Origin of the sequence: Brachyspira pilosicoli, from assembly GCF_008016535.1 — a bacterium.
In the GTDB taxonomy this organism is placed as follows: Bacteria; Spirochaetota; Brachyspiria; order Brachyspirales; family Brachyspiraceae; genus Brachyspira; species Brachyspira pilosicoli_A.
This window is the reverse complement of record NZ_SAXY01000055.1, coordinates 23,547-41,761: the sequence shown is the minus strand read 5'-3', so window position 1 is coordinate 41,761 and position 18,215 is coordinate 23,547. Positions and strand designations below refer to the sequence as shown.

General features: G+C 26.7%; 17 protein-coding genes and 1 tRNA gene. 11 read left to right on the top strand and 7 right to left on the bottom strand.

Annotated features, from left to right (window positions below; translation table 11 throughout):
- Positions 1 to 50: 50 nt before the first annotated feature.
- The 4 genes from EPJ72_RS09065 to EPJ72_RS09050 all read right to left on the bottom strand — a co-directional run bounded on the left by EPJ72_RS09065 (position 51) and on the right by EPJ72_RS09050 (position 7,009).
- The gene (locus EPJ72_RS09065) at positions 51 to 2,984 is read right to left on the bottom strand and encodes a methyl-accepting chemotaxis protein (protein WP_147731848.1); all 2,934 of its coding nucleotides are present in this window, start codon (positions 2,982 to 2,984) and stop codon (positions 51 to 53) included.
- Between the two features lie 74 nt (positions 2,985 to 3,058).
- Entirely contained in the window at positions 3,059 to 3,907 is an 849-nt protein-coding gene (flgF, locus tag EPJ72_RS09060; protein WP_147731847.1) for a flagellar basal-body rod protein FlgF, read from the bottom strand.
- A 17-nt stretch (positions 3,908 to 3,924) separates the two neighbouring features.
- Positions 3,925 to 5,202, bottom strand: a complete 1,278-nt coding sequence (gene murA, locus EPJ72_RS09055; RefSeq protein WP_147731846.1) for a UDP-N-acetylglucosamine 1-carboxyvinyltransferase — start codon at positions 5,200 to 5,202, stop codon at positions 3,925 to 3,927.
- A 181-nt stretch (positions 5,203 to 5,383) separates the two neighbouring features.
- A complete protein-coding gene (locus EPJ72_RS09050) occupies positions 5,384 to 7,009 on the bottom strand; it encodes a YihY/virulence factor BrkB family protein (protein ID WP_147731845.1) in 1,626 nt (541 codons plus the stop codon).
- Positions 7,010 to 7,061: 52 nt separating this feature from the next.
- Between EPJ72_RS09050 and EPJ72_RS09045 the strand changes: the two genes are divergently transcribed.
- Positions 7,062 to 7,142, top strand: a tRNA-Leu gene (locus tag EPJ72_RS09045).
- Between the two features lie 7 nt (positions 7,143 to 7,149).
- On the opposite strand, the gene EPJ72_RS09040 is transcribed toward EPJ72_RS09045, so the two are convergent.
- Positions 7,150 to 7,407 (bottom strand): hypothetical protein, encoded by a 258-nt coding sequence (locus tag EPJ72_RS09040; RefSeq protein WP_147731844.1) that lies wholly within the window; start codon positions 7,405 to 7,407, stop codon positions 7,150 to 7,152.
- Between the two features lie 220 nt (positions 7,408 to 7,627).
- Between EPJ72_RS09040 and xth the strand changes: the two genes are divergently transcribed.
- The 7 genes from xth (at position 7,628) to EPJ72_RS09005 (ending at position 13,191) form a co-directional block, all read left to right on the top strand.
- On the top strand, positions 7,628 to 8,410 hold the full coding sequence (xth, locus tag EPJ72_RS09035) for an exodeoxyribonuclease III (protein ID WP_147731843.1): 783 nt from the start codon (positions 7,628 to 7,630) through the stop codon (positions 8,408 to 8,410).
- Between the two features lie 29 nt (positions 8,411 to 8,439).
- Entirely contained in the window at positions 8,440 to 9,498 is a 1,059-nt protein-coding gene (locus EPJ72_RS09030; protein WP_199749281.1) for a hypothetical protein, read from the top strand.
- Positions 9,488 to 10,054, top strand: coding sequence for a hypothetical protein (locus EPJ72_RS09025; RefSeq protein ID WP_199749280.1), 567 nt, complete (start codon positions 9,488 to 9,490; stop codon positions 10,052 to 10,054). The genes EPJ72_RS09030 and EPJ72_RS09025 overlap by 11 nt, the downstream gene beginning before the upstream one ends.
- Before the next feature lie 21 nt (positions 10,055 to 10,075).
- A complete protein-coding gene (locus EPJ72_RS09020; protein ID WP_147731842.1) occupies positions 10,076 to 10,408 on the top strand; it encodes an STAS domain-containing protein in 333 nt (110 codons plus the stop codon).
- A gap of 16 nt (positions 10,409 to 10,424) precedes the next feature.
- Positions 10,425 to 10,745, top strand: coding sequence for a YggT family protein (locus EPJ72_RS09015; RefSeq protein WP_147731841.1), 321 nt, complete (start codon positions 10,425 to 10,427; stop codon positions 10,743 to 10,745).
- A gap of 34 nt (positions 10,746 to 10,779) precedes the next feature.
- Positions 10,780 to 12,906: a hypothetical protein gene (locus EPJ72_RS09010; RefSeq protein WP_147731840.1), complete on the top strand. Its 2,127-nt coding sequence runs from the start codon at positions 10,780 to 10,782 to the stop codon at positions 12,904 to 12,906.
- A gap of 78 nt (positions 12,907 to 12,984) precedes the next feature.
- Entirely contained in the window at positions 12,985 to 13,191 is a 207-nt protein-coding gene (locus EPJ72_RS09005) for a DUF1858 domain-containing protein (protein ID WP_147731839.1), read from the top strand.
- An 81-nt stretch (positions 13,192 to 13,272) separates the two neighbouring features.
- Here the strand turns inward: EPJ72_RS09005 and flgN are convergent, their stop codons facing one another.
- Positions 13,273 to 13,782: a flagellar export chaperone FlgN gene (gene flgN, locus EPJ72_RS09000; RefSeq protein ID WP_147731838.1), complete on the bottom strand. Its 510-nt coding sequence runs from the start codon at positions 13,780 to 13,782 to the stop codon at positions 13,273 to 13,275.
- A gap of 170 nt (positions 13,783 to 13,952) precedes the next feature.
- Between flgN and EPJ72_RS08995 the strand changes: the two genes are divergently transcribed.
- Genes EPJ72_RS08995 through EPJ72_RS08985 form a run of 3 tightly spaced genes read left to right on the top strand, consistent with a single transcriptional unit; the run spans position 13,953 to position 16,328 of the window.
- Positions 13,953 to 14,627 (top strand): hypothetical protein, encoded by a 675-nt coding sequence (locus tag EPJ72_RS08995; RefSeq protein ID WP_147731837.1) that lies wholly within the window; start codon positions 13,953 to 13,955, stop codon positions 14,625 to 14,627.
- A 21-nt stretch (positions 14,628 to 14,648) separates the two neighbouring features.
- On the top strand, positions 14,649 to 15,185 hold the full coding sequence (rsmD, locus tag EPJ72_RS08990) for a 16S rRNA (guanine(966)-N(2))-methyltransferase RsmD (RefSeq protein WP_147731836.1): 537 nt from the start codon (positions 14,649 to 14,651) through the stop codon (positions 15,183 to 15,185).
- Positions 15,186 to 15,236: 51 nt separating this feature from the next.
- The gene (locus EPJ72_RS08985) at positions 15,237 to 16,328 is read left to right on the top strand and encodes a DUF3810 domain-containing protein (RefSeq protein WP_147731835.1); all 1,092 of its coding nucleotides are present in this window, start codon (positions 15,237 to 15,239) and stop codon (positions 16,326 to 16,328) included.
- A gap of 395 nt (positions 16,329 to 16,723) precedes the next feature.
- Here EPJ72_RS08985 and EPJ72_RS08980 read toward each other — a convergent pair whose 3' ends face one another.
- Positions 16,724 to 18,034 (bottom strand): NCS2 family permease, encoded by a 1,311-nt coding sequence (locus EPJ72_RS08980; protein WP_147731834.1) that lies wholly within the window; start codon positions 18,032 to 18,034, stop codon positions 16,724 to 16,726.
- Positions 18,035 to 18,215: the final 181 nt, after the last annotated feature.

Below are 18,215 nucleotides of genomic sequence, written 5' to 3'. Positions count from 1 at the left end.
TTCAGATAAAAAGAAAAATATGCTATAATAATAATATAATATTTTGTGTATTAATAAAACATATCAGGATTTTTAAAATCTTCTTTTAATGTTTCAAGAACTTTATTATCTTTAGAAAAAATATCATCTTCAATATTTGATAATTCTTTTTCTAATTCTTGTATTTCAGTATCTATTTTATATTCTGATTCACCAATTTTATTAATTTCTATCTCATCAGTATTAAATTCTTCTGTATCTAAATTTAATATTATATCGTCAGATTTTTCAGTTTCCACATTATCAACATTTGTAATAAATCCAGACATAATAGATTGGAATTTATTAAAACTCTCACTCAATTTACTAGTAACCATAAAGAATTCATGATTACTTTTAGCAGTTTTTACAGATAATTCATTTAAGAAAGCCATAGTACTAACAACTTCAGTAGCTCCAACACTATTAGCTTGAATAATCTCAGCAACCTCTTTATTAATTTGGTCTAATAAAGTAATTTGACTGTCTACCACATCACCACTATTAATCTGTTCTCGTACATTTTCTTTAACACCCATAGTAATATTATTTAAGTGTTTAATAGTTTCAAGCATATCTCTTCCGCCTATTTCAAGCTCGCTGTTTGCTGTATTAATTTCAGCAACAACCCTTGAAGTGTTTTCAGACATATCAAGTATATTTTCTAGAGATTTGCCGCTGTTATTAGCAAGTTCAACTGTTTCATCTATTCTCTTAGTAATAGTTTTAATAATGTTTGTAATAGTTTTTGTATTTTCTGCTGTATGCTCTGCGAGTAACCTAATTTCATCAGCAACTACAGAAAAACCTCTGCCTTGTTCACCAGCATGTGCCGCTTCTATAGCTGCGTTCATAGCTAATAGGTTTGTTTGCTCAGCGATACCTTGAATAACGTTAACTATCTCTTTAATTTGGTCAGAGCTTTCCTCAATACCTCTAACAGCTTCTATCACTTCATCTACCATATCTCCACCATCATGAGCATCTATAAGCAATTTTTTTGAGAAGGAATGTGCTTTAGTAATACTTTTTGCAACACTCGTAATATTAGATATCATCTCTTCTATAGAAGAAGATGTTTGCTCTACCGCAGATGCTTGCTTTTCCATGTTATCACTTATTTTATAAATTGTCTGTAATAATTCCTCTACAGCAATGGAAGCCGATGAAAATGCATGTTTCTGCTGCTCTGAAGAGTTTGTAACATTTTTTATTGAATTAATAATATTATTTACACTTGCTATATTTTGTGTAATACTAGCACTCTGATCATTTACCATTTGAGCGTTTGATTCTATTGCTTTATCTATTAATTTTATTTCATGAAATACATTATTACTTTCTGTTTTTAAATTTCCTATAATATCATCTAAAACATTAAGGAATAAGTTGAAGTTATATACTAATACTCCAATTTCATCATTATTTTTAGAATATATTCTTTTTCTTAAATCTCCTTTACCTCCTATAAGACCTTTAGCAGATTCTGTAGCTGAATCTATAGGTTTAAATAGTTGTCTTATAATATATAAATAAGTACCTGAAACTACTAAAAATATTATTATAACTATAGACAATATTATTGATATATCTCTTTCTATAGCAGAACTCTTTATTATACTAGTAAGATCTCTATAATATATAGCAATAACATTCAAATTTTTTATATAATACATTACAACCATAGTTCTATTTCCGCTTATATTAAGTATTGGCGTAACATAAAGATATTTATTGCCTAATTGAGAGCCAAACTCAGTAACATATTTAATTAAATTAGCAGATTTTTCTCTTAATACCAAATTAACATTTTCTAATATACTTTCTGATTCTGAAGTTAATAATACCTCTTTTGTATTAAAATCATAATATATATATGATAAATCTGAAAGAGAAGTATTTGTAATCATATTGCTGTAATAATCTTTTATATTAATATCTGATATTATATATCCTATTTGAATATCGTTTAAAACTATTGGATAATGTGCAGATACATTTATATCGTTTTTGTCATTAGCTATTACTGATATAAAAAAATCTCTTCTTGTAGCATTATTTTCTAATACGGGGTGAGTTGTTAAGCTATCTGCTGTTCGTATTGTATAAGCATTATCATTAGAATAGCTATTTTTAGTTATACTTATTGAATAGGCAAGGTTTGAATCTAAAAACTCTCTATCCATATTTATATATATTGCTTTGTAATTATTTTTTGAAATTCTATTTATATAAGATAATCTACTTTCTATTTCTGTTTTTAAAATATCTCTATTTTGAGTGTATCTATTTGAATAAATATTATTAATAACTCTATTATAAATATCTAAATCATTTTTTATATAATTATTTAATGAATATATATTATTATCTATTTTTAATATTTCATTTAATGTACTATTAACGTAATTATTGATGTACAAGTTTTCATTTACATTGATTGAATAGATTAAAAATATCAACACAACAGAAAAGAAAAAGAAATAGATAGTATATATAATTTTAGTTGTAATTGGTATATAGAAAGTATTAATATTAACTTCTAGGTCTAATTTAAGTGTAGCTATTTTGAATGAGAGGAGAGTTAAAGAAACAGCAGCTCCATTTACTAATAAACATGCAATCATAGCTATAATAGATGTGTATATGAAAACATCTTTATTTAATATATTGTATAATACTATTTCTAAAAATGAACTAATTATAGAAGTAGCTGTAAATAGTTTTATAGTTTTTCTAGCTATTTGTATATTTATACCATTTTGCCAAATCTCGAAGTATTTTAATATAGATACTACAGAAAAAACTGTTGCTATTATTTTAATACCGTAGAAAGGAATCTTATGACTGTATACGAAGAAGTATAGTATAATATACCATATAGGCAGATTTATTATTATATATGTAAAAATAAGCTGCATTTTTAGAGAGAATATAGTTTTTTGTTGGGGTTTTTCTACAGCCATATAATAATCCATTCCTTTTATATAATTTTAGATATTATTATACATTATCGTACAATTTTTATCAAAATATTAATTTACACTCTTCCAACCTCATTAACTACTCTTCCTATTAGAGTATCATGTGTTGATATAGTTTTTGAGTTTAATTCATAAGCACGTTGAACTTCTATCATTCTAACCATTTCATTTATAGGGTTTACATTACTCATTTCTAAAAATCTTGATAATACTTTAGGTCTGTCTACACCTTTTTGAGCTATATAAGCAGGTCCGCTGATATCTGTATCTACCCAGAATGAATCTCCTTCTTTTTTGAGATATCTTTCATTTTCAAAGCGAACTATTTTGAGAGTGTCAAGTATTTCTTCATCTTCCCATTCATTATCATTAAACTGAACAAAGTCTTCGTTGTCTTGATATCTTCTGTTAATGCTAATTCTTCCTTCTTCGTCTATATTAAAGTTATTAGTTTTTATTTGTATATAACCATTTTCACCCATTACTTTATAGCCATGTTTTGTAACGAGATAATTATCTTTATCAATTAAAAAACTTCCGTTTCTTGTATATCTTTCTCCATGAGGTGTTTCTACGGCGAAAAATCCTTTATCACCCAAAGCTATATCAAGCTGATTGCCAGTCTCTCTTAAAGAGCCTTGTTCCCACTCTGTAAAAACTTCATTTACTTCTACACCAGTACCAAGTCTTCCAACATAAGGTCTTATATCTGTAGAACCAAGAGGAAATATTACAACTCCGTCATCTTCGGTTCTAGCAGCCATCATCTCTGGAAAAGCCTTGAAAGCAGCAGTATCTCTTTTAAAACCAGGTTTATCAACATTAGCCAAATTATTAGCCACAACATCAAGTCTGTATTGTTCGGCTATCATTCCGCTTGCACCTGTATAAACTCCTCTAACCATTTATATATCCCCCTTTTTTATAATATATCATCATTTTCTTTTGTTGTTTTTATATTAATTTTGTTTAATTTGTTTACAAAGTCTTCATAGCCTCTTTCTATATGGTATATTCTGTGGAGGTCTGTAACACCCTCTGCCACAGCACCTGCAATAACCAATGCAGCACCGGCACGCAAATCACTAGCCTGTACATCAGCACCAGAAAGTTTGCCGCCTCCATTTACAACAATGCTAGGTTCATATAATTCTATATTAGCACCCATACGAATTAATTCTGGTACATTACTAAATCTGTCTGGGTAAATAGTTTCTTTTATCTTGCTTGAACCTTTTATTGTACATGCTAAGGTTGTAAATATTGCCTGCAAATCTGTTGGAAAGCCAGGATATGGAAGTGTTTCTATTTCAAAAGGCTTTAATTCTTTATTTGATACATCTATTTCTATTGTCGATTTAGTTGTTTTTATATCGCAGCCTATAGAAGAGAGTAAATCTAATACATAAGTTAAATGCTCTGGATTAGTGTTTTCTAATTTTAGTTTGCCTCTGCCTGCAGCAGCCATTGCCAAAAAAGTACCTGTCTCTATTCTATCTGGTATTACTTCAAACTCTACACCTTTTAAATAATCAACGCCTTCTATTGTGAGGGTAGAAGTTCCTATTCCTTCAATTTTTGCCCCCATAGCTTTTAAAAACTCTGCTAGGTTTGTACATTCCGGCTCTCTTGCAGCATTTCTTATAATTGTTTTACCTTTAGCCAAAGTAGCAGCCATCATAACATTATCTGTACCTAAAACAGTGGGACCATTTTTACCAGATAAATTTATATCTGCACCTATTAAATTGTCTTTTACAGTGGCATCTATATAACCGGCGGTGATATCAATCTTAGCCCCTAATGCTTCCATTCCTTTCAGGTGCAAATCTATAGGTCTTGGACCAAAAGCACAGCCGCCGGGGTAGGAAACTTTACAGTGTTTGCGTTTTGCTAGAAGAGGACCAAGTACTATAATAGAACCTCTCATTTTTTTTACTAGTTTATATGGAGCTTCATCGCTTTTACCGTTTTGTGATATTATTACAGTAGTGTTGTTTTTAAAATCAACTTTCTTTCCCAATGGATCTAATATATTTATTAATACCTGCACATCAACCAAATCTGGTACATTATGAAGTGTTACAGGTTCATCTGTAAGTATTGAAGCTACCAAAAGAGGAAGTGATGCATTTTTAGAACCAGAAATCTTTACGGTTCCATTAATATTTTTAGAACTTTCTATAGTGTATTTAAACATTCTTCCCCCTATTTTTATATTATACTATCTTATTTTTTCGGTATAATACTAAAATACTTAATTATTTTTTATTATGTTAAATAGAATATTATTATTTATTAAAATATTTTTATATTATGAAATAATAATAGTATAAATAACTAATTTTTTTAATAAAAATTGAAATATTAACAAAACATTTTTATATAAATTTCTTTTTATTTTCAACTAAAGCTAAAAGTGTTGTATTATAATCTTTAGCAGATATTGCTTTATTTTGATATATAATGTTTTTGTATTTATCATTACGGTTAAAATGTTTAGCTCTAAAACCGCCTGTCATTCTAAGTTTATATAATATATTTCCAATTGTTATATGTTCAGGAGGGCATGCTAATGTGTATGAAGTTGTAGTGCCTTCTACTATTTTTACTATATATTTAGCCTGTTCCAAAGAATCTGTTATATCGTTTAATACAGAAGGAGCCACTCTCAAATCCCTTGCTAAATCATACATGGACATGCATTTTTTATTATTCATAAATCTATAAGCTATAATATGCATAAACTCTAAAGCTATCATCTCTTTTTCTGCAAAAGATAATTTTATGTTTGTTACATCCACTCCATATGACCTAAAATATTGAAGCGAATGAGTTAACTCTGCACCAAATAAAATAATTATCCATACAATATAAAGTAAAAGTAAAAGTACCGGTATTTGAGCAAAAGCACTTGCTGAAGATAACTCTGCAGGTTCTATACTTGTTAGAAGAGAGTTCTCACTTGTAATAGTTACTATATCATCTAATTGAAAATTATATTTTCTCACCTGTTCATATATATTAGGAGCAAAGTTTGTAAAAAATAAAGCATTACTAGATATTACTTCCCTTTCATATGTAGCAGCAGATATTCCCGTGCCTTCATCTTCTATTATTCTATAACTTATTCTATCTAATTTTATATCTGATAATTCATTTTTATTATTTAATAGGTTTACTTCTCTTACAATATATTCTGTTTTATATTTATCGCTGTCAAATATCTGTTTATAATTTTTCACGTTAATGTTTAATTTAAAATATACACTAAATAAAGTAATAATAGCAATAGCCACAAACACAGAAGATATTAAAGCATTAGACCAATTAACCTTAGTTTGCGGCACTAATACATAAGAAAATAATACAAGCAAACTCATAGCAATAACAGGAGTCACCCAAGATATTAATATTCTTAAAATAGCAGGCAAATAATATAAAGCTATAGAAGAATAAGTAATTAAAGTAAAAGATATACCAATAGAAACAGGAATCAATATTAAAAGAGCAATATAGTTTACAGCAACTCTCGGTATAGAAGTTCTAATTTTTACACGCCAAATTTTAATAAGCGATTTTTGAATATTATGAAGTATTAAACTAGCACTTACTAAAGTAGATATTACTCCTATAATACCAAAACTCGCTAAATCTGTATTATCAGCAATATTTAAAATTTGCCTTACCATAGGTTCATAGAAAGGAGCATTTTTCTCCATCCAATCAAATATTAAAATAAATATATTCTGATAAATATTAAATATTCTAAGCACAAACAAACCAACTATTAATGCAGGTATAAAAGAAAGAGTAACAAGATAGGTGAGAGAAGCTGCTCTTATAGTACAGTCATCTTTGAAGAAGTCTGTTATTGCAAAGGTTATTACTCTATATAAATTTATAAAAAATCTATAAACAGGTTTTACATTTGATGTATCAATAGAATAAATTTCTTTTTGAAAAAAACTCTTGATTTTGTTTGTAAAATTTTTGATTTTAGCCATAAAACACTTCTTGCAAAAAATATTTTTTTAATGTATAATTAACGATACAAAAGCGAGGGTGGCGGAACTGGCAGACGCACTAGACTTAGGATCTAGCGCCCTAGGCATGAGGGTTCGATTCCCTCCCCTCGCAAATGTCTCTATTTCCTTTCTTCTTTATCTTCTACTTCTATAGAAAACTTACACTTATTACATATCTTTTTATATCCGTTATATGTCTTTATTATCCTCATAGAATTTTTAGTATTACAAAAAGGGCAATCCTCATGGTTTCTAAATACTATAGAAGATATAATATCAACTATTTTTCCTATACCCGATACAAAAAATAGTATTCCAAACATAGAAATAAATATTAAAAATATAATGATAACAAATATAATAAATATAATATTCACAATAATCCCTTTTTATCAATTATAACCTAAAATACTTTTTTTTGAAAGGATAATTTTTATTTTATACTACACTTAAAAATTATAAAAAATAATCTTATTTTCAATAAAAAATTAAACTTAAAACACTTTATATTATCGACAAATAGTTAAACTAAACTATTGATTTTGACAAATAATAAAATTACTAGTATAATGTTAACTAATTTATTAAAGGTAATATATGAGCAAATTAAAAATAATTTCTTGGAATGTTAACGGTATAAGAGCAGCATACAAAAAAGGTTTAGTGGATTTTATAAAAAAAGAAGATGCCGATATAATATGTTTGCAAGAGACTAAGGCTTTTGAAGAACAGCTTCCTGAAGATTTAAGGAACATAGAAGGCTATCAATTATTTATTAATCCTGCTGACCCTGAAATAAAAAAAGGTTACAGCGGTGTTGCTATATATACTAAATTAAAACCAAACAAAGAAATAAAAAATAAGTTTGGTTCTAAATTTACAGACAGAGAAGGAAGAATACTTGCTTTAGAGTTTGATGACTTTACTATATTTAATGTTTATTTTCCTAACGGCGGTAAATCTGAAGAACATTTTAATTATAAACTCTCTTTTTATGATGAAATGACTAAACATATGATAAAATTAAAAGAAAAAACTAATGTAATATTATGCGGAGATATGAATATTGCTCACGAGGCTATAGATTTGGCTAGACCTAAAGAAAATGAGAAGAGCATTGGTTTTTTGCCTATAGAACGCGAATGCATAACAAAATTTTTAAATAGCGGTTTTACTGATACTTTTAGAATGTTTGTAAAAGAAGGCGGACATTATAGTTGGTGGGATATGAAGACTCGTTCTAGAGAGAAGAATGTAGGCTGGAGAATAGATTATTTCTTTGTTAATAATGAAATATCAAATAATATTAAAAGGGCTGATATTTTAACTGATGTTCTTGGAAGCGACCATTGTCCTATATTAATTGAATGGTATAAATAGTTTTATGTTTTATTTAAGGAGAGATAGTTTTGATTAATTCTTATGTTATATTTGAAGAAGTTTTAGAAATAAAATCTATCAAAGATTTATCAGAAGAATTATACGTTCATACAGGTACTATAAAAAGATGGATTTTAAATAAAAAAGTCCCAAATAATTACTTAGAAGATTTAAATAGAATTTTAAATTATAAATATAATTTTGATTCTGATTATAGAAATAAATGTCAATTTTATACTACAAAAAAAACTTCTTTATATTGTTATAATAAAACTTTAGAAGTTTTAAAAGAAATTGATATAAATTATGAAAATTATTATTTTATAGAACCAAGTGCAGGTTGTTGCAGTTTTTATGAAATATTACCTAAAAATAGAAGAATTGGTATAGATTTAGAGCCAAAAGGAAAACTAAAAAATGAAATAATAAAAATTAATTATTTAGATTTTTTTCCTAAAATAAAAAATAAATACATTGTTATAGGTAATCCTCCATTTGGTTTAAGAGGAAATTTAGCACTTAGATTTATAAATCATTCTTATAGCTTCGCTGATGTTGTTGCTTTTATTTTACCACCATTATTTAATAGCAGTGGAAAAGGTGTTCCTATGAAAAGAGTAAAAGGATATAAATTAGCATATACAGAAAAATTACCCCTTAATTCATTTGAGTATCCAAATGGTAAAGAAGTAAATGTTGCTACTATATTTCAGATATGGGTAAAAGTAAATACAGATAAAATTATTAATAAGCAATTAAAAGAATGTAAAAGTATAATGAAAATTTTTTCATTATCAGATGGCGGAACTCCAAGTAGTACAAGGAATAAAAATATGATAGGAAAATGTGATGTATATTTACCATCTACTTGTTTTTCTGGAATGAGAGCATATACTAAATTTGATGATCTTCCAAATAAAAGAGGATATGGTATAATTTTTTATAAATATAAAAAAAAATTAATGAATTTATTTTTTAATAAAATAAACTGGGATGATGTAGCTTTTTTATCTACTAATTCAGCAAAAAATTTAAGACTAGATATAATTGAAGATGAAATAATAAGCAGAGGTTATTATGATAAATAATAATAAATTAGATGATATAGCAATTGAAATTTTAGATATTCTATCAAATGAAGCTCTTGGTGAATGGAGTAATCCAAATAGTAAATATATGAGGTACAGATATTTACAAATAGATAAGAGAGGAAGTTTTGGAGAACGTTTTTTTGCTAATGTATTATATACTATTTATAATAGGAGAATAGTTATAGAATATAAAGATGGAGATCAAGGAGAGTGGGATTTAAAATTTAATGGATTCCAATTTGAAATAAAAACATCTTCTATTGATGTAAATAAAAAATTTCAAAATGAGGGTATTGAAAAATATGGAGATTATTATGGTATTATGTTTTTGGGTGTTACTCCAAATGATTTATATATAAAATTTGTAAAAAAGGATGATATACCATTTGATAAATTGCATAATAGGGCTGAAAAGAAAACAGGAAAAGGATACAAATGGGATTTTAAATTAAATGATATGATCAAAATTTCTAGTTTAGATGATGTAAAAAATGAATTTGAAAATCATTTTTCAGATATATTTAAAAAAAATAAAAATATTAAAAAATTATAAATCTTATAAGGAGTTAAAAGAATGGTTAGTACTGTTATAGATGGGAAAACTGCTATTATTAATATAGAAAAAAATATTATATCTGAAAATGTCGATATATTAGAAGAAAAACTTAATTACATAAAAGATGCTGGTATATTAAATTTCGTATTTGATTTTCATAATATAGATTATATATGTTCTTCTGCTTTAGGGTTAATAGCTTCTGCTTTAAGAGTATCCGGTGAAAAAGGCGGAAAGGTTTATTTTTGTTCTTTAAGCAGTAAATTAACAAGTGTATTTGAAGCTACAAGATTTCTCACTATAGTAAATACAGCCAAAGATATTGATGAGGCTTTAAGCAATATCAAATAAATAATAATGAGGGTTTATGTTAATACAAATTATTAATTTTATATATGTTCTTATAATGCAGGCTTTGAGGCTTTATTCTTTCATATGGTTTATATGGATTATCATTAGCTGGCTTACTGCTTTTGGGGCTATACATTTAGATTATTATAATCCTATAGTTAATTTCTTTTATAGAATTACAGACGGAGTTATAGATAAAGTTTTCGGAAATTTTAGAGATAAACTTATAATAGGAGTAATAGATTTATCTCCTTTAGTATTTTTGCTTATACTTCAAATGGTTGTACCTCCTCTAATTACTATGCTATACAGATTTGTAATTCGTTTAATATTATAATTTTAATATTATAAAAAACTGGAATTATATTCTTATGGACTTTTTAGAAGATATTAATAAATATATTAATGATGGTGATTATGAAAGAGCCATAGAAGAATTGAATTTATTAATATATAAAAACCCTGATAATGCAAAAGCTTTTTATATGAGGGGTAAGTTTAGATTTATAGATTTACAAAAAAACAAATACGATTATTCAAATGCAAATCTCTCTTTAATATATTCAAATATAGAGTACGACCTTCTTCATTCTATAGAAATTGACCCTAATATAATTGATGCTTATAGGGGATTAATGTATTTAAATAGAGATATAGGCAATATATATAAAGAAAGAGAATATGCTCAGATTTTATTTGAAAAAGATAAAAATGCTTATGATGCTTTGATTATACTTGCTAATAGCTATTTAAACAATGGAGAGAATGCTTCAGATTTTCATCAGGCTATTGGGTATTATGATGATTTTATTGAGAGAGTTGATATTGAAGAGTCTAAGGTTGCGAGGTTTGAAAGGGGGCTTTGCTATTATAATTTAAATATATTAATTAAGTCAGATTATGAGGCTAATGAACTTATAAAAGATTTTCCTTTTTATGATGAAGCTTATTTTTTAAAGGCTATTGCATTAGCTAAACAGGGGGTTGATAGTGAGTTTTATTATGATGCTTTGCTTTTTTTAAATAGAGCTATAGAGCTTAATGATAAAAATTATAATGCTATTTATGAAAGGGCTGAATGGTATTTTAGTAAAGAAGATTATTTGAATGCTATAAAAAATTATGAAATATTGCTTGAAACTGAAAATAAATATAAATTGGCTGCTTTATTAGGGAAAGCTGAAGCTTTGCATGATTATATTGTAAGCGGTGAATCTTATACAGAAAAAAAACATCTCGATGAAGCATTTTTTTTATTAGATAAAATAATAAAAAATTTTTCTCTTGATAAAAAATATATGAGATATAAATATTATAGGGGTAATTTATATGCTTATATTGGTGAGATTGATAATGCTAAATTAGAATTTGATGATATATTAAAAAAAAATGATGATTTTAATGAATGGTTTTATAATGATATATTGGAGTTTTGTTATTATAATGCCAAAACAGATGAAGACTACAAAAAGCTTATTAAACATTTAAACAAAATAAAAGATACTAGAGCCTTAATATATAAAACATTTTCTTATTATAAATTAAAAAATTATAAAGAATCAGCATTAGCGGCAAAGGAAGTATTGAATAGTTTAGATAATGATAAAGATTATTCTAATGAAGATATGTATCATTTAAGATATGTATATGCTTTCTCTCTAATAGAAACAAAATCTCATGACTATGAAACTATAATACAGAACTTAAAAATATCATTAAATAGCAACGAACTAAACAAAGCAATAATATATAGAAAAATAGCAAAAGTGATGATATACAACATACCTCAAAAATATTATTATGAAGGCATTAAATATTTAGAAATGGCAATAAATATGAATGACTTTTTTGCTTATTATATATATTCAAAAGAGTTATTTTATGGAAATATTATAACCCCATCGCCTGAACTAGCAATAGGAATGGCTAAATCTTCTATTGATTTATACAGCACATTTGAGCCTTCTCATATTATTTTGGGGAGGGCATATGAATTAGGAAGAGGTATAGAGAAAAATGAAGATAGAGCTTTTGAAATATATTATAAATCTAATGAAATGGCAAAAATGAATAATTATCATTCATCTTGCTCTAAAGCGGCATTGGCTCATTGTTATTATAATGGAATAGGTGTAAACAAAAATGAGGCTTTGGCATTAGAATTAATAAAAGATGCTGTAGACAACCATAACGAAAATTGTCATGATTATGTTTTATTATTGTATGCTTATTTTGCTCTTACTTGCAAAAAAGGTTTTAGTTTAGAGAAGGCGGCTTCTATTTTTGATGAGGATATTACATATCATAATAGTTTATCTTTCATTATGACTTTTAAACGTGTTTATAATAAGCTTGGAAATAATTATATGGTAAAAAAACTTGCTGGTATTGAAAAAGAAACTCTAAAAAATACAGGCGAGTTTAATTTAAATTATTTAAGAAAATATATAAAAAACTATAATGAATACTACCCAATAGTCTGTTATGATAATAGATAATTATCATTTTACTTTTTGACAAAAAATCATATTATATATATTATATAGAAACTAAAAAATTATAAGAGAGGAAAAATTATGATAAATAAAACTATGAGTATAGGGGAAATTATACAGATATTTCCAGATTCAGTAGAGATTATGATGAGCTATGGTCTTCATTGCGTAGGATGTCATGTTGCAAGTTGGGAGAGCCTTGAAGAAGGATGCAGAGGACATGGTATGGACGATGCTAAAATAGATAATTTAGTTAAAGAAATAAATGATAGATGTTCTAAAAACTAATTTTTTTTAATTAAAATATTTAAATAAATTTAAAAAAGCTTCGTATTTAAAAACGAAGCTTTTTATATTATTTTATATTTTTCACACTTGCTTATTTATTAATATAGATAATCTTTTATTAATTAAGTGTTCTTTTCCTTTATTGTTATATCCTACCTTTTTACTTTCATTTAATACTTCTTTCATATCTGTAAAAAAATCCAATGCCTCATCAAACAATTTCGGAGCTAATTTATTTAGATGTTTTAATCTAGCCATTAAAGTTACAAGCTCCAAACGAAGTGAGGATATTTTAGCTGTTTTATTTAGAGGTATTTTTCTTATTATATCAGACAAAGTAGCTGTTTGAGAAAGATGAGGGAATTTATTTAATATTATCAAATCTGTAATATTCTCTCTTAATTTTCTTAATTCATTAGCTTCTTTCATTTTTTCATTTTGATGATCGCAGTACATGTGAACATCTTGAAGTCTTGTATCTATGATAGAGTTTACTTTTCTCTCTTCATCTTCTAATATCACCTTGTAGACTTCTATTTCTTTGTTAAGAATTATTTCGATTTTTGTAAGTTCTTCATATAAGTTAAACATAAAATACCATCCCTTAATTTATATAATAATTATCGATATTTAAAAAATTTACTTTACATAATTTTTTAAATAATTTTAATAATTAAATTTTATTACAATACAATAACTTGATTTTTAATAAATATTGTTTAATATTATTGAATACAAACTAATTAATTAAAAGGCTTATTATGAAATTTATTTTTTCAAGAACTATAATAGGAATTTTAGTTTTAATTATCGGCTCATATATTCTTCTTCAGTATGTGTTTCATATATATATACCTGCATTAGCATATGTACCTGTATTTACTATAATTGTGTCTATATTGATTATCGCATGGGGTGTAGCAATAATACTTGGGAAGGGTTTTTATGCATCAAAAATTATAATAGCTCTTACCATAATTGTCACAGGACTTTATATTTTAATAAGATATGCTCTTAATATAAATATGCCTTTCATACTATACACTCCTATATTTAGAATGATTATAGGAATGATTATTATATTCATTGGAATATATATCATAGTAGGTGTTTATTATGTTGGAGATAAATTGCCTAAACAAAAAACAGAAGATTATAATATTAATTTTAAAAGCTCTACAATAGATTTATCAGACATACAAATCGACAGAAATAAAAATGTTAATGTTAATTGTGCATTTGCTGATACTGTTGTTTTAATTAATCAAAATATACAAATACATATAAAAGCTTCAAGTGCATTTGGCAGTATTTCCATACCTACTGGAGATAGTGTGAGTTTTGGGGAGATGAACTTTGTTATGGGTACTTCTGATAAAATACTTTATTTGAATGTTAATGCTGCTTTTGCTCAGATTAGAGTATTATATATTTGATTTTTTAATGAGGATAAAAAATTGCATATAATATCTGGATACAAAAAAAATAAAAAAATCATTACACCAAAGAGAGATTTTAGACCTACTCAGGGAAAAGTGAGAGAGGCTTTATTTAATATAATAGATGCTAATAATAAAACTTTTTTAGACCTTTGTGCTGGAAGCGGTGCTGTGGGGTTTGAGGCTTTAAGCAGGGGGGCTAAGTTTACTGCTTTTATAGAAATAGACAGAGAGGCTGTTAAAACCATATTTACAAATGCAAAAAATATATTTGAAGAGAATCAATATAAAATAAAAAGAGTATCAGCTGACGACTATGTCAAAAGGACAAATGATACTTTTGATATAATATTCTTTGACCCGCCTTATCATTCAAAAATTTATTATGAAGTATTTTTAAATATATTTGAAAGAAAATTATTAAATGATGATGGATATTTATTTGTGGAGATGGGTCTTGAATATTATAAAAGCTTTTTAGAGAAAGTAAAAGAACATAACTATGAAATAAAAACTTACGGCGAGAGTGTTTTAATAATTTTTAGAAATATATAATTCAATTTTTTTAAGCTTTACAAATAAAATTATTTTGGTTATAATAAAAAAATGAGAAACAAAATAACCTTTCTAATATGTATAATATTTATAGCTGTAGTATTAAAACTCCTCACTTTATCGCCAAAATTTATAGAAAATTTTTATTCAAGAAAAGCTTATAAAGTTATATCTGGAAGTATTGGAAGATTAACATCAAACTTTAGTTTTTCTATTGCTGAAATACTTTTATTTATTTTTATAATATTAATTGTTTTATTCTTTGTTTTCTCTATAAAAAAAATAATATTTGGACAAGAAAAGCTAAAATTAATATTTAACTTTTTATATGGGGTAGTATGCATTGCAATTATTATATATATAGTTTTTATGTCTGTATGGGGATTAAATTATTATAGATTTCCTCTTATCAATAATTATCAAAAATACTTCTTTGAAAACAACAATATCACAGATGAAGAATCATATAACAAACTATATTCATTAGCAGAGCTCTTAATAAAAGATTTAAATGATTTGCAAACAAAAATGAAATATGACTATGCAATCAATACAAATTATCAAGCTCTAAATAGAATGGCGGAAAGCGAATATAATAAAGTCTTTGAAGAGTTTCCATATTTAGAAATGCACTATTCAAAAACAAAACCAATAAAAATATCAAAACTTTTTTTAAGACTGCAAATAACAGGAATATATTCTCCATTTACTTCAGAGGCAAATGTTAACATTCTTATACCTTATACATCTATTGCCTATACTATAGCTCATGAAATGGCACACAAAATAGGAATCGCCTACGAAGATGAAGCTAATTTTATTGCTTATCTTGCTTGCTCAAAACATAGCGATTTGTTTATACAATATTCAGGAGCATTTGAAGCACTTTTGTATGTTTTATCAGAACTTAACAGAGATGAAAATTATGCTATGCTTATTTCAAATCTCAATGAAAAAACAAAAGAAGAGATAAAATACAATTATGATTTTTGGAATCAATACAAAGGACAGTTATCTAATATAAGCCATAAAGTAAATGACACCTATTTAAAAGCGAACAATCAAATATATGGCGTGAAGAGTTATTCGAGAGTGGTAAAACTTTTAATCTATTACAATATGAGCAAAGGTTTTTTACAATAATCTACTCGCCCGTAGTGGCTTGAAATAATAATTTTTTATCAACTTTTTTGTCGCTCTCGCGGTGCGGACTTCGTCAAAAAGTTGCAAAAAACGCAAGTACTATCGATAATGTCTTAAGAATATGTATTAGTATAAAATAATACTTGTATTTCAGGTTAAAAAATGCAGTCTTTTTGCTTCTTTGGGTCACGCCTTACCTAAAGGTACTTCTTTCAGTCGCCGGCACTTCCTTCGGTCGCAAAAGAAGTGGGGGTGCGGGGGCTAGTCCCCGCAAACAATAAAATTTAAAAACAAAATTGAGAAACTTAAAAATTTTTAAGTTTTTTAAAAAACAAAAGCCTTGAAATTAATTCAAGACCTTTGTTTTTTTAATGTAATATTTTATATTATAATTTTTATGCTAAAAATTTAGAAATAACAGGCATTAAAATCTTTATTAATAAGAGAGCTGACAATATCCAAGTAAATAATGTAATCTCTTTTGTTCTTCCTGTTAATAATTTCAATAAAGTAAAAGCCAATATACCAAAAGTTATTCCCTCAGCAATACTATAAGCGAAAGGCATAAATATAATACAAACAAAAGAAGGTATAGCTTCTGTATAGTCTGTAAGGTCAATTTCTAATATAGGAGTCATCATAAATAAACCAACTATTATAAGAGCAGGAGCAGTAGCAGCACTAGGAATTGATAAGAAAATATGTGATAAGAATAATGATATAGTAAATAATATAGCTACTACAACAGCAGTAAGTCCTGTTTTTCCGCCCTCAGCAACACCAGAAGCACTCTCAACATAAGTAGTAACAGTAGAAGTACCCATACAAGCACCAAATATAGTACCTACAGCATCTGCAAATAAAGCCTGTTTACAGCGAGGAACTTCTCCATTTTTTGTAAGCATATTAGCCTTTGTACAAACACCAACCAATGTACCAACTGTATCAAACATATCCACAAAAAGGAAAGTAAATAATACTATAAACATATTAGGATGAAGTATATTAGCAAAATCTAATTTGAAAGCAACAGTCTCTAAAGAAGGAGGAGCAAAACTTGCATAAGGAGAAAGCTGAGTGATTCCCATAGGTATTCCTATTAATGTTGTCAATAATATACCAATTAATATAGCTCCTTTTACATTGTAGGCAAGAAGTAAAGATGTTATTAATAAACCTATTATAGCAAGAAGTGGAGAGCCTGAAGTAATATCTCCTAATGAAATTAATGTTGCATCATTATTAACTATAATTTTAGAGTTCTGAAGACCAATGAATGCAATAAATAAACCTATACCGACAGATATAGCTCTTTTCATATTAAGAGGTATACTGTTTACGATAGCCTCTCTTACATTGAAAATAGTTAAAACTAAAAATATAATACCTTCAATAAAAACAGCAGTTAAAGCAGTTTGCCAGCTATATCCCATACCAAGTACAACAGTATAAGCAAAGAAAGCATTAAGCCCCATACCCGGAGCTAAAGCAAAAGGCAAATTAGCTAATAGTCCCATAATTAAAGTAGCAACTATAGAAGATACCACTGTAGCAGTAAATACAGCCCCTTTATCCATACCAGTAGCACTAAGTATGCTAGGATTTACAGCCAATATATAAGCCATAGTCATAAATGTAGTAATACCAGCTATTATTTCGTTTTTTACATTAGTGCCATTTTCCTTTAATTTGAAAAACTTTTCCATAAATAATCCTTATAATAATTTTTTAATAAAGAAACAATATATATATTTTTTGTTATTATTGCAATAGAATATTTTGATATTATTATGCAAATAGATTTTATTATACAAATAAAAGAAGAGACCTAAAAATATTTTTAAGCCTCTTCTACAATAATAAGGAATAACTATTTTTTTATCAATT

Excerpts from the sequence above, each read along its gene's own strand:
- EPJ72_RS09005 (WP_147731839.1), top strand. The coding sequence starts at position 12,985 with ATGATAAATAAAACTATGAGTATAGGGGAAATTATACAGATATTTCCA.
- EPJ72_RS09065 (WP_147731848.1), bottom strand. The coding sequence starts at position 2,984 with ATGGCTGTAGAAAAACCCCAACAAAAAACTATATTCTCTCTAAAAATG.
- murA (WP_147731846.1), bottom strand. The coding sequence starts at position 5,202 with ATGTTTAAATACACTATAGAAAGTTCTAAAAATATTAATGGAACCGTA.
- EPJ72_RS09020 (WP_147731842.1), top strand. The coding sequence starts at position 10,076 with ATGGTTAGTACTGTTATAGATGGGAAAACTGCTATTATTAATATAGAA.
- EPJ72_RS09025 (WP_199749280.1), top strand. The coding sequence starts at position 9,488 with ATGATAAATAATAATAAATTAGATGATATAGCAATTGAAATTTTAGAT.
- EPJ72_RS08995 (WP_147731837.1), top strand. The coding sequence starts at position 13,953 with ATGAAATTTATTTTTTCAAGAACTATAATAGGAATTTTAGTTTTAATT.
- EPJ72_RS08985 (WP_147731835.1), top strand. The coding sequence starts at position 15,237 with ATGAGAAACAAAATAACCTTTCTAATATGTATAATATTTATAGCTGTA.
- flgN (WP_147731838.1), bottom strand. The coding sequence starts at position 13,782 with ATGTTTAACTTATATGAAGAACTTACAAAAATCGAAATAATTCTTAAC.
- EPJ72_RS08980 (WP_147731834.1), bottom strand. The coding sequence starts at position 18,034 with ATGGAAAAGTTTTTCAAATTAAAGGAAAATGGCACTAATGTAAAAAAC.
- EPJ72_RS09050 (WP_147731845.1), bottom strand. The coding sequence starts at position 7,009 with ATGGCTAAAATCAAAAATTTTACAAACAAAATCAAGAGTTTTTTTCAA.
- EPJ72_RS09010 (WP_147731840.1), top strand. The coding sequence starts at position 10,780 with ATGGACTTTTTAGAAGATATTAATAAATATATTAATGATGGTGATTAT.
- xth (WP_147731843.1), top strand. The coding sequence starts at position 7,628 with ATGAGCAAATTAAAAATAATTTCTTGGAATGTTAACGGTATAAGAGCA.
- EPJ72_RS09015 (WP_147731841.1), top strand. The coding sequence starts at position 10,425 with ATGTTAATACAAATTATTAATTTTATATATGTTCTTATAATGCAGGCT.
- flgF (WP_147731847.1), bottom strand. The coding sequence starts at position 3,907 with ATGGTTAGAGGAGTTTATACAGGTGCAAGCGGAATGATAGCCGAACAA.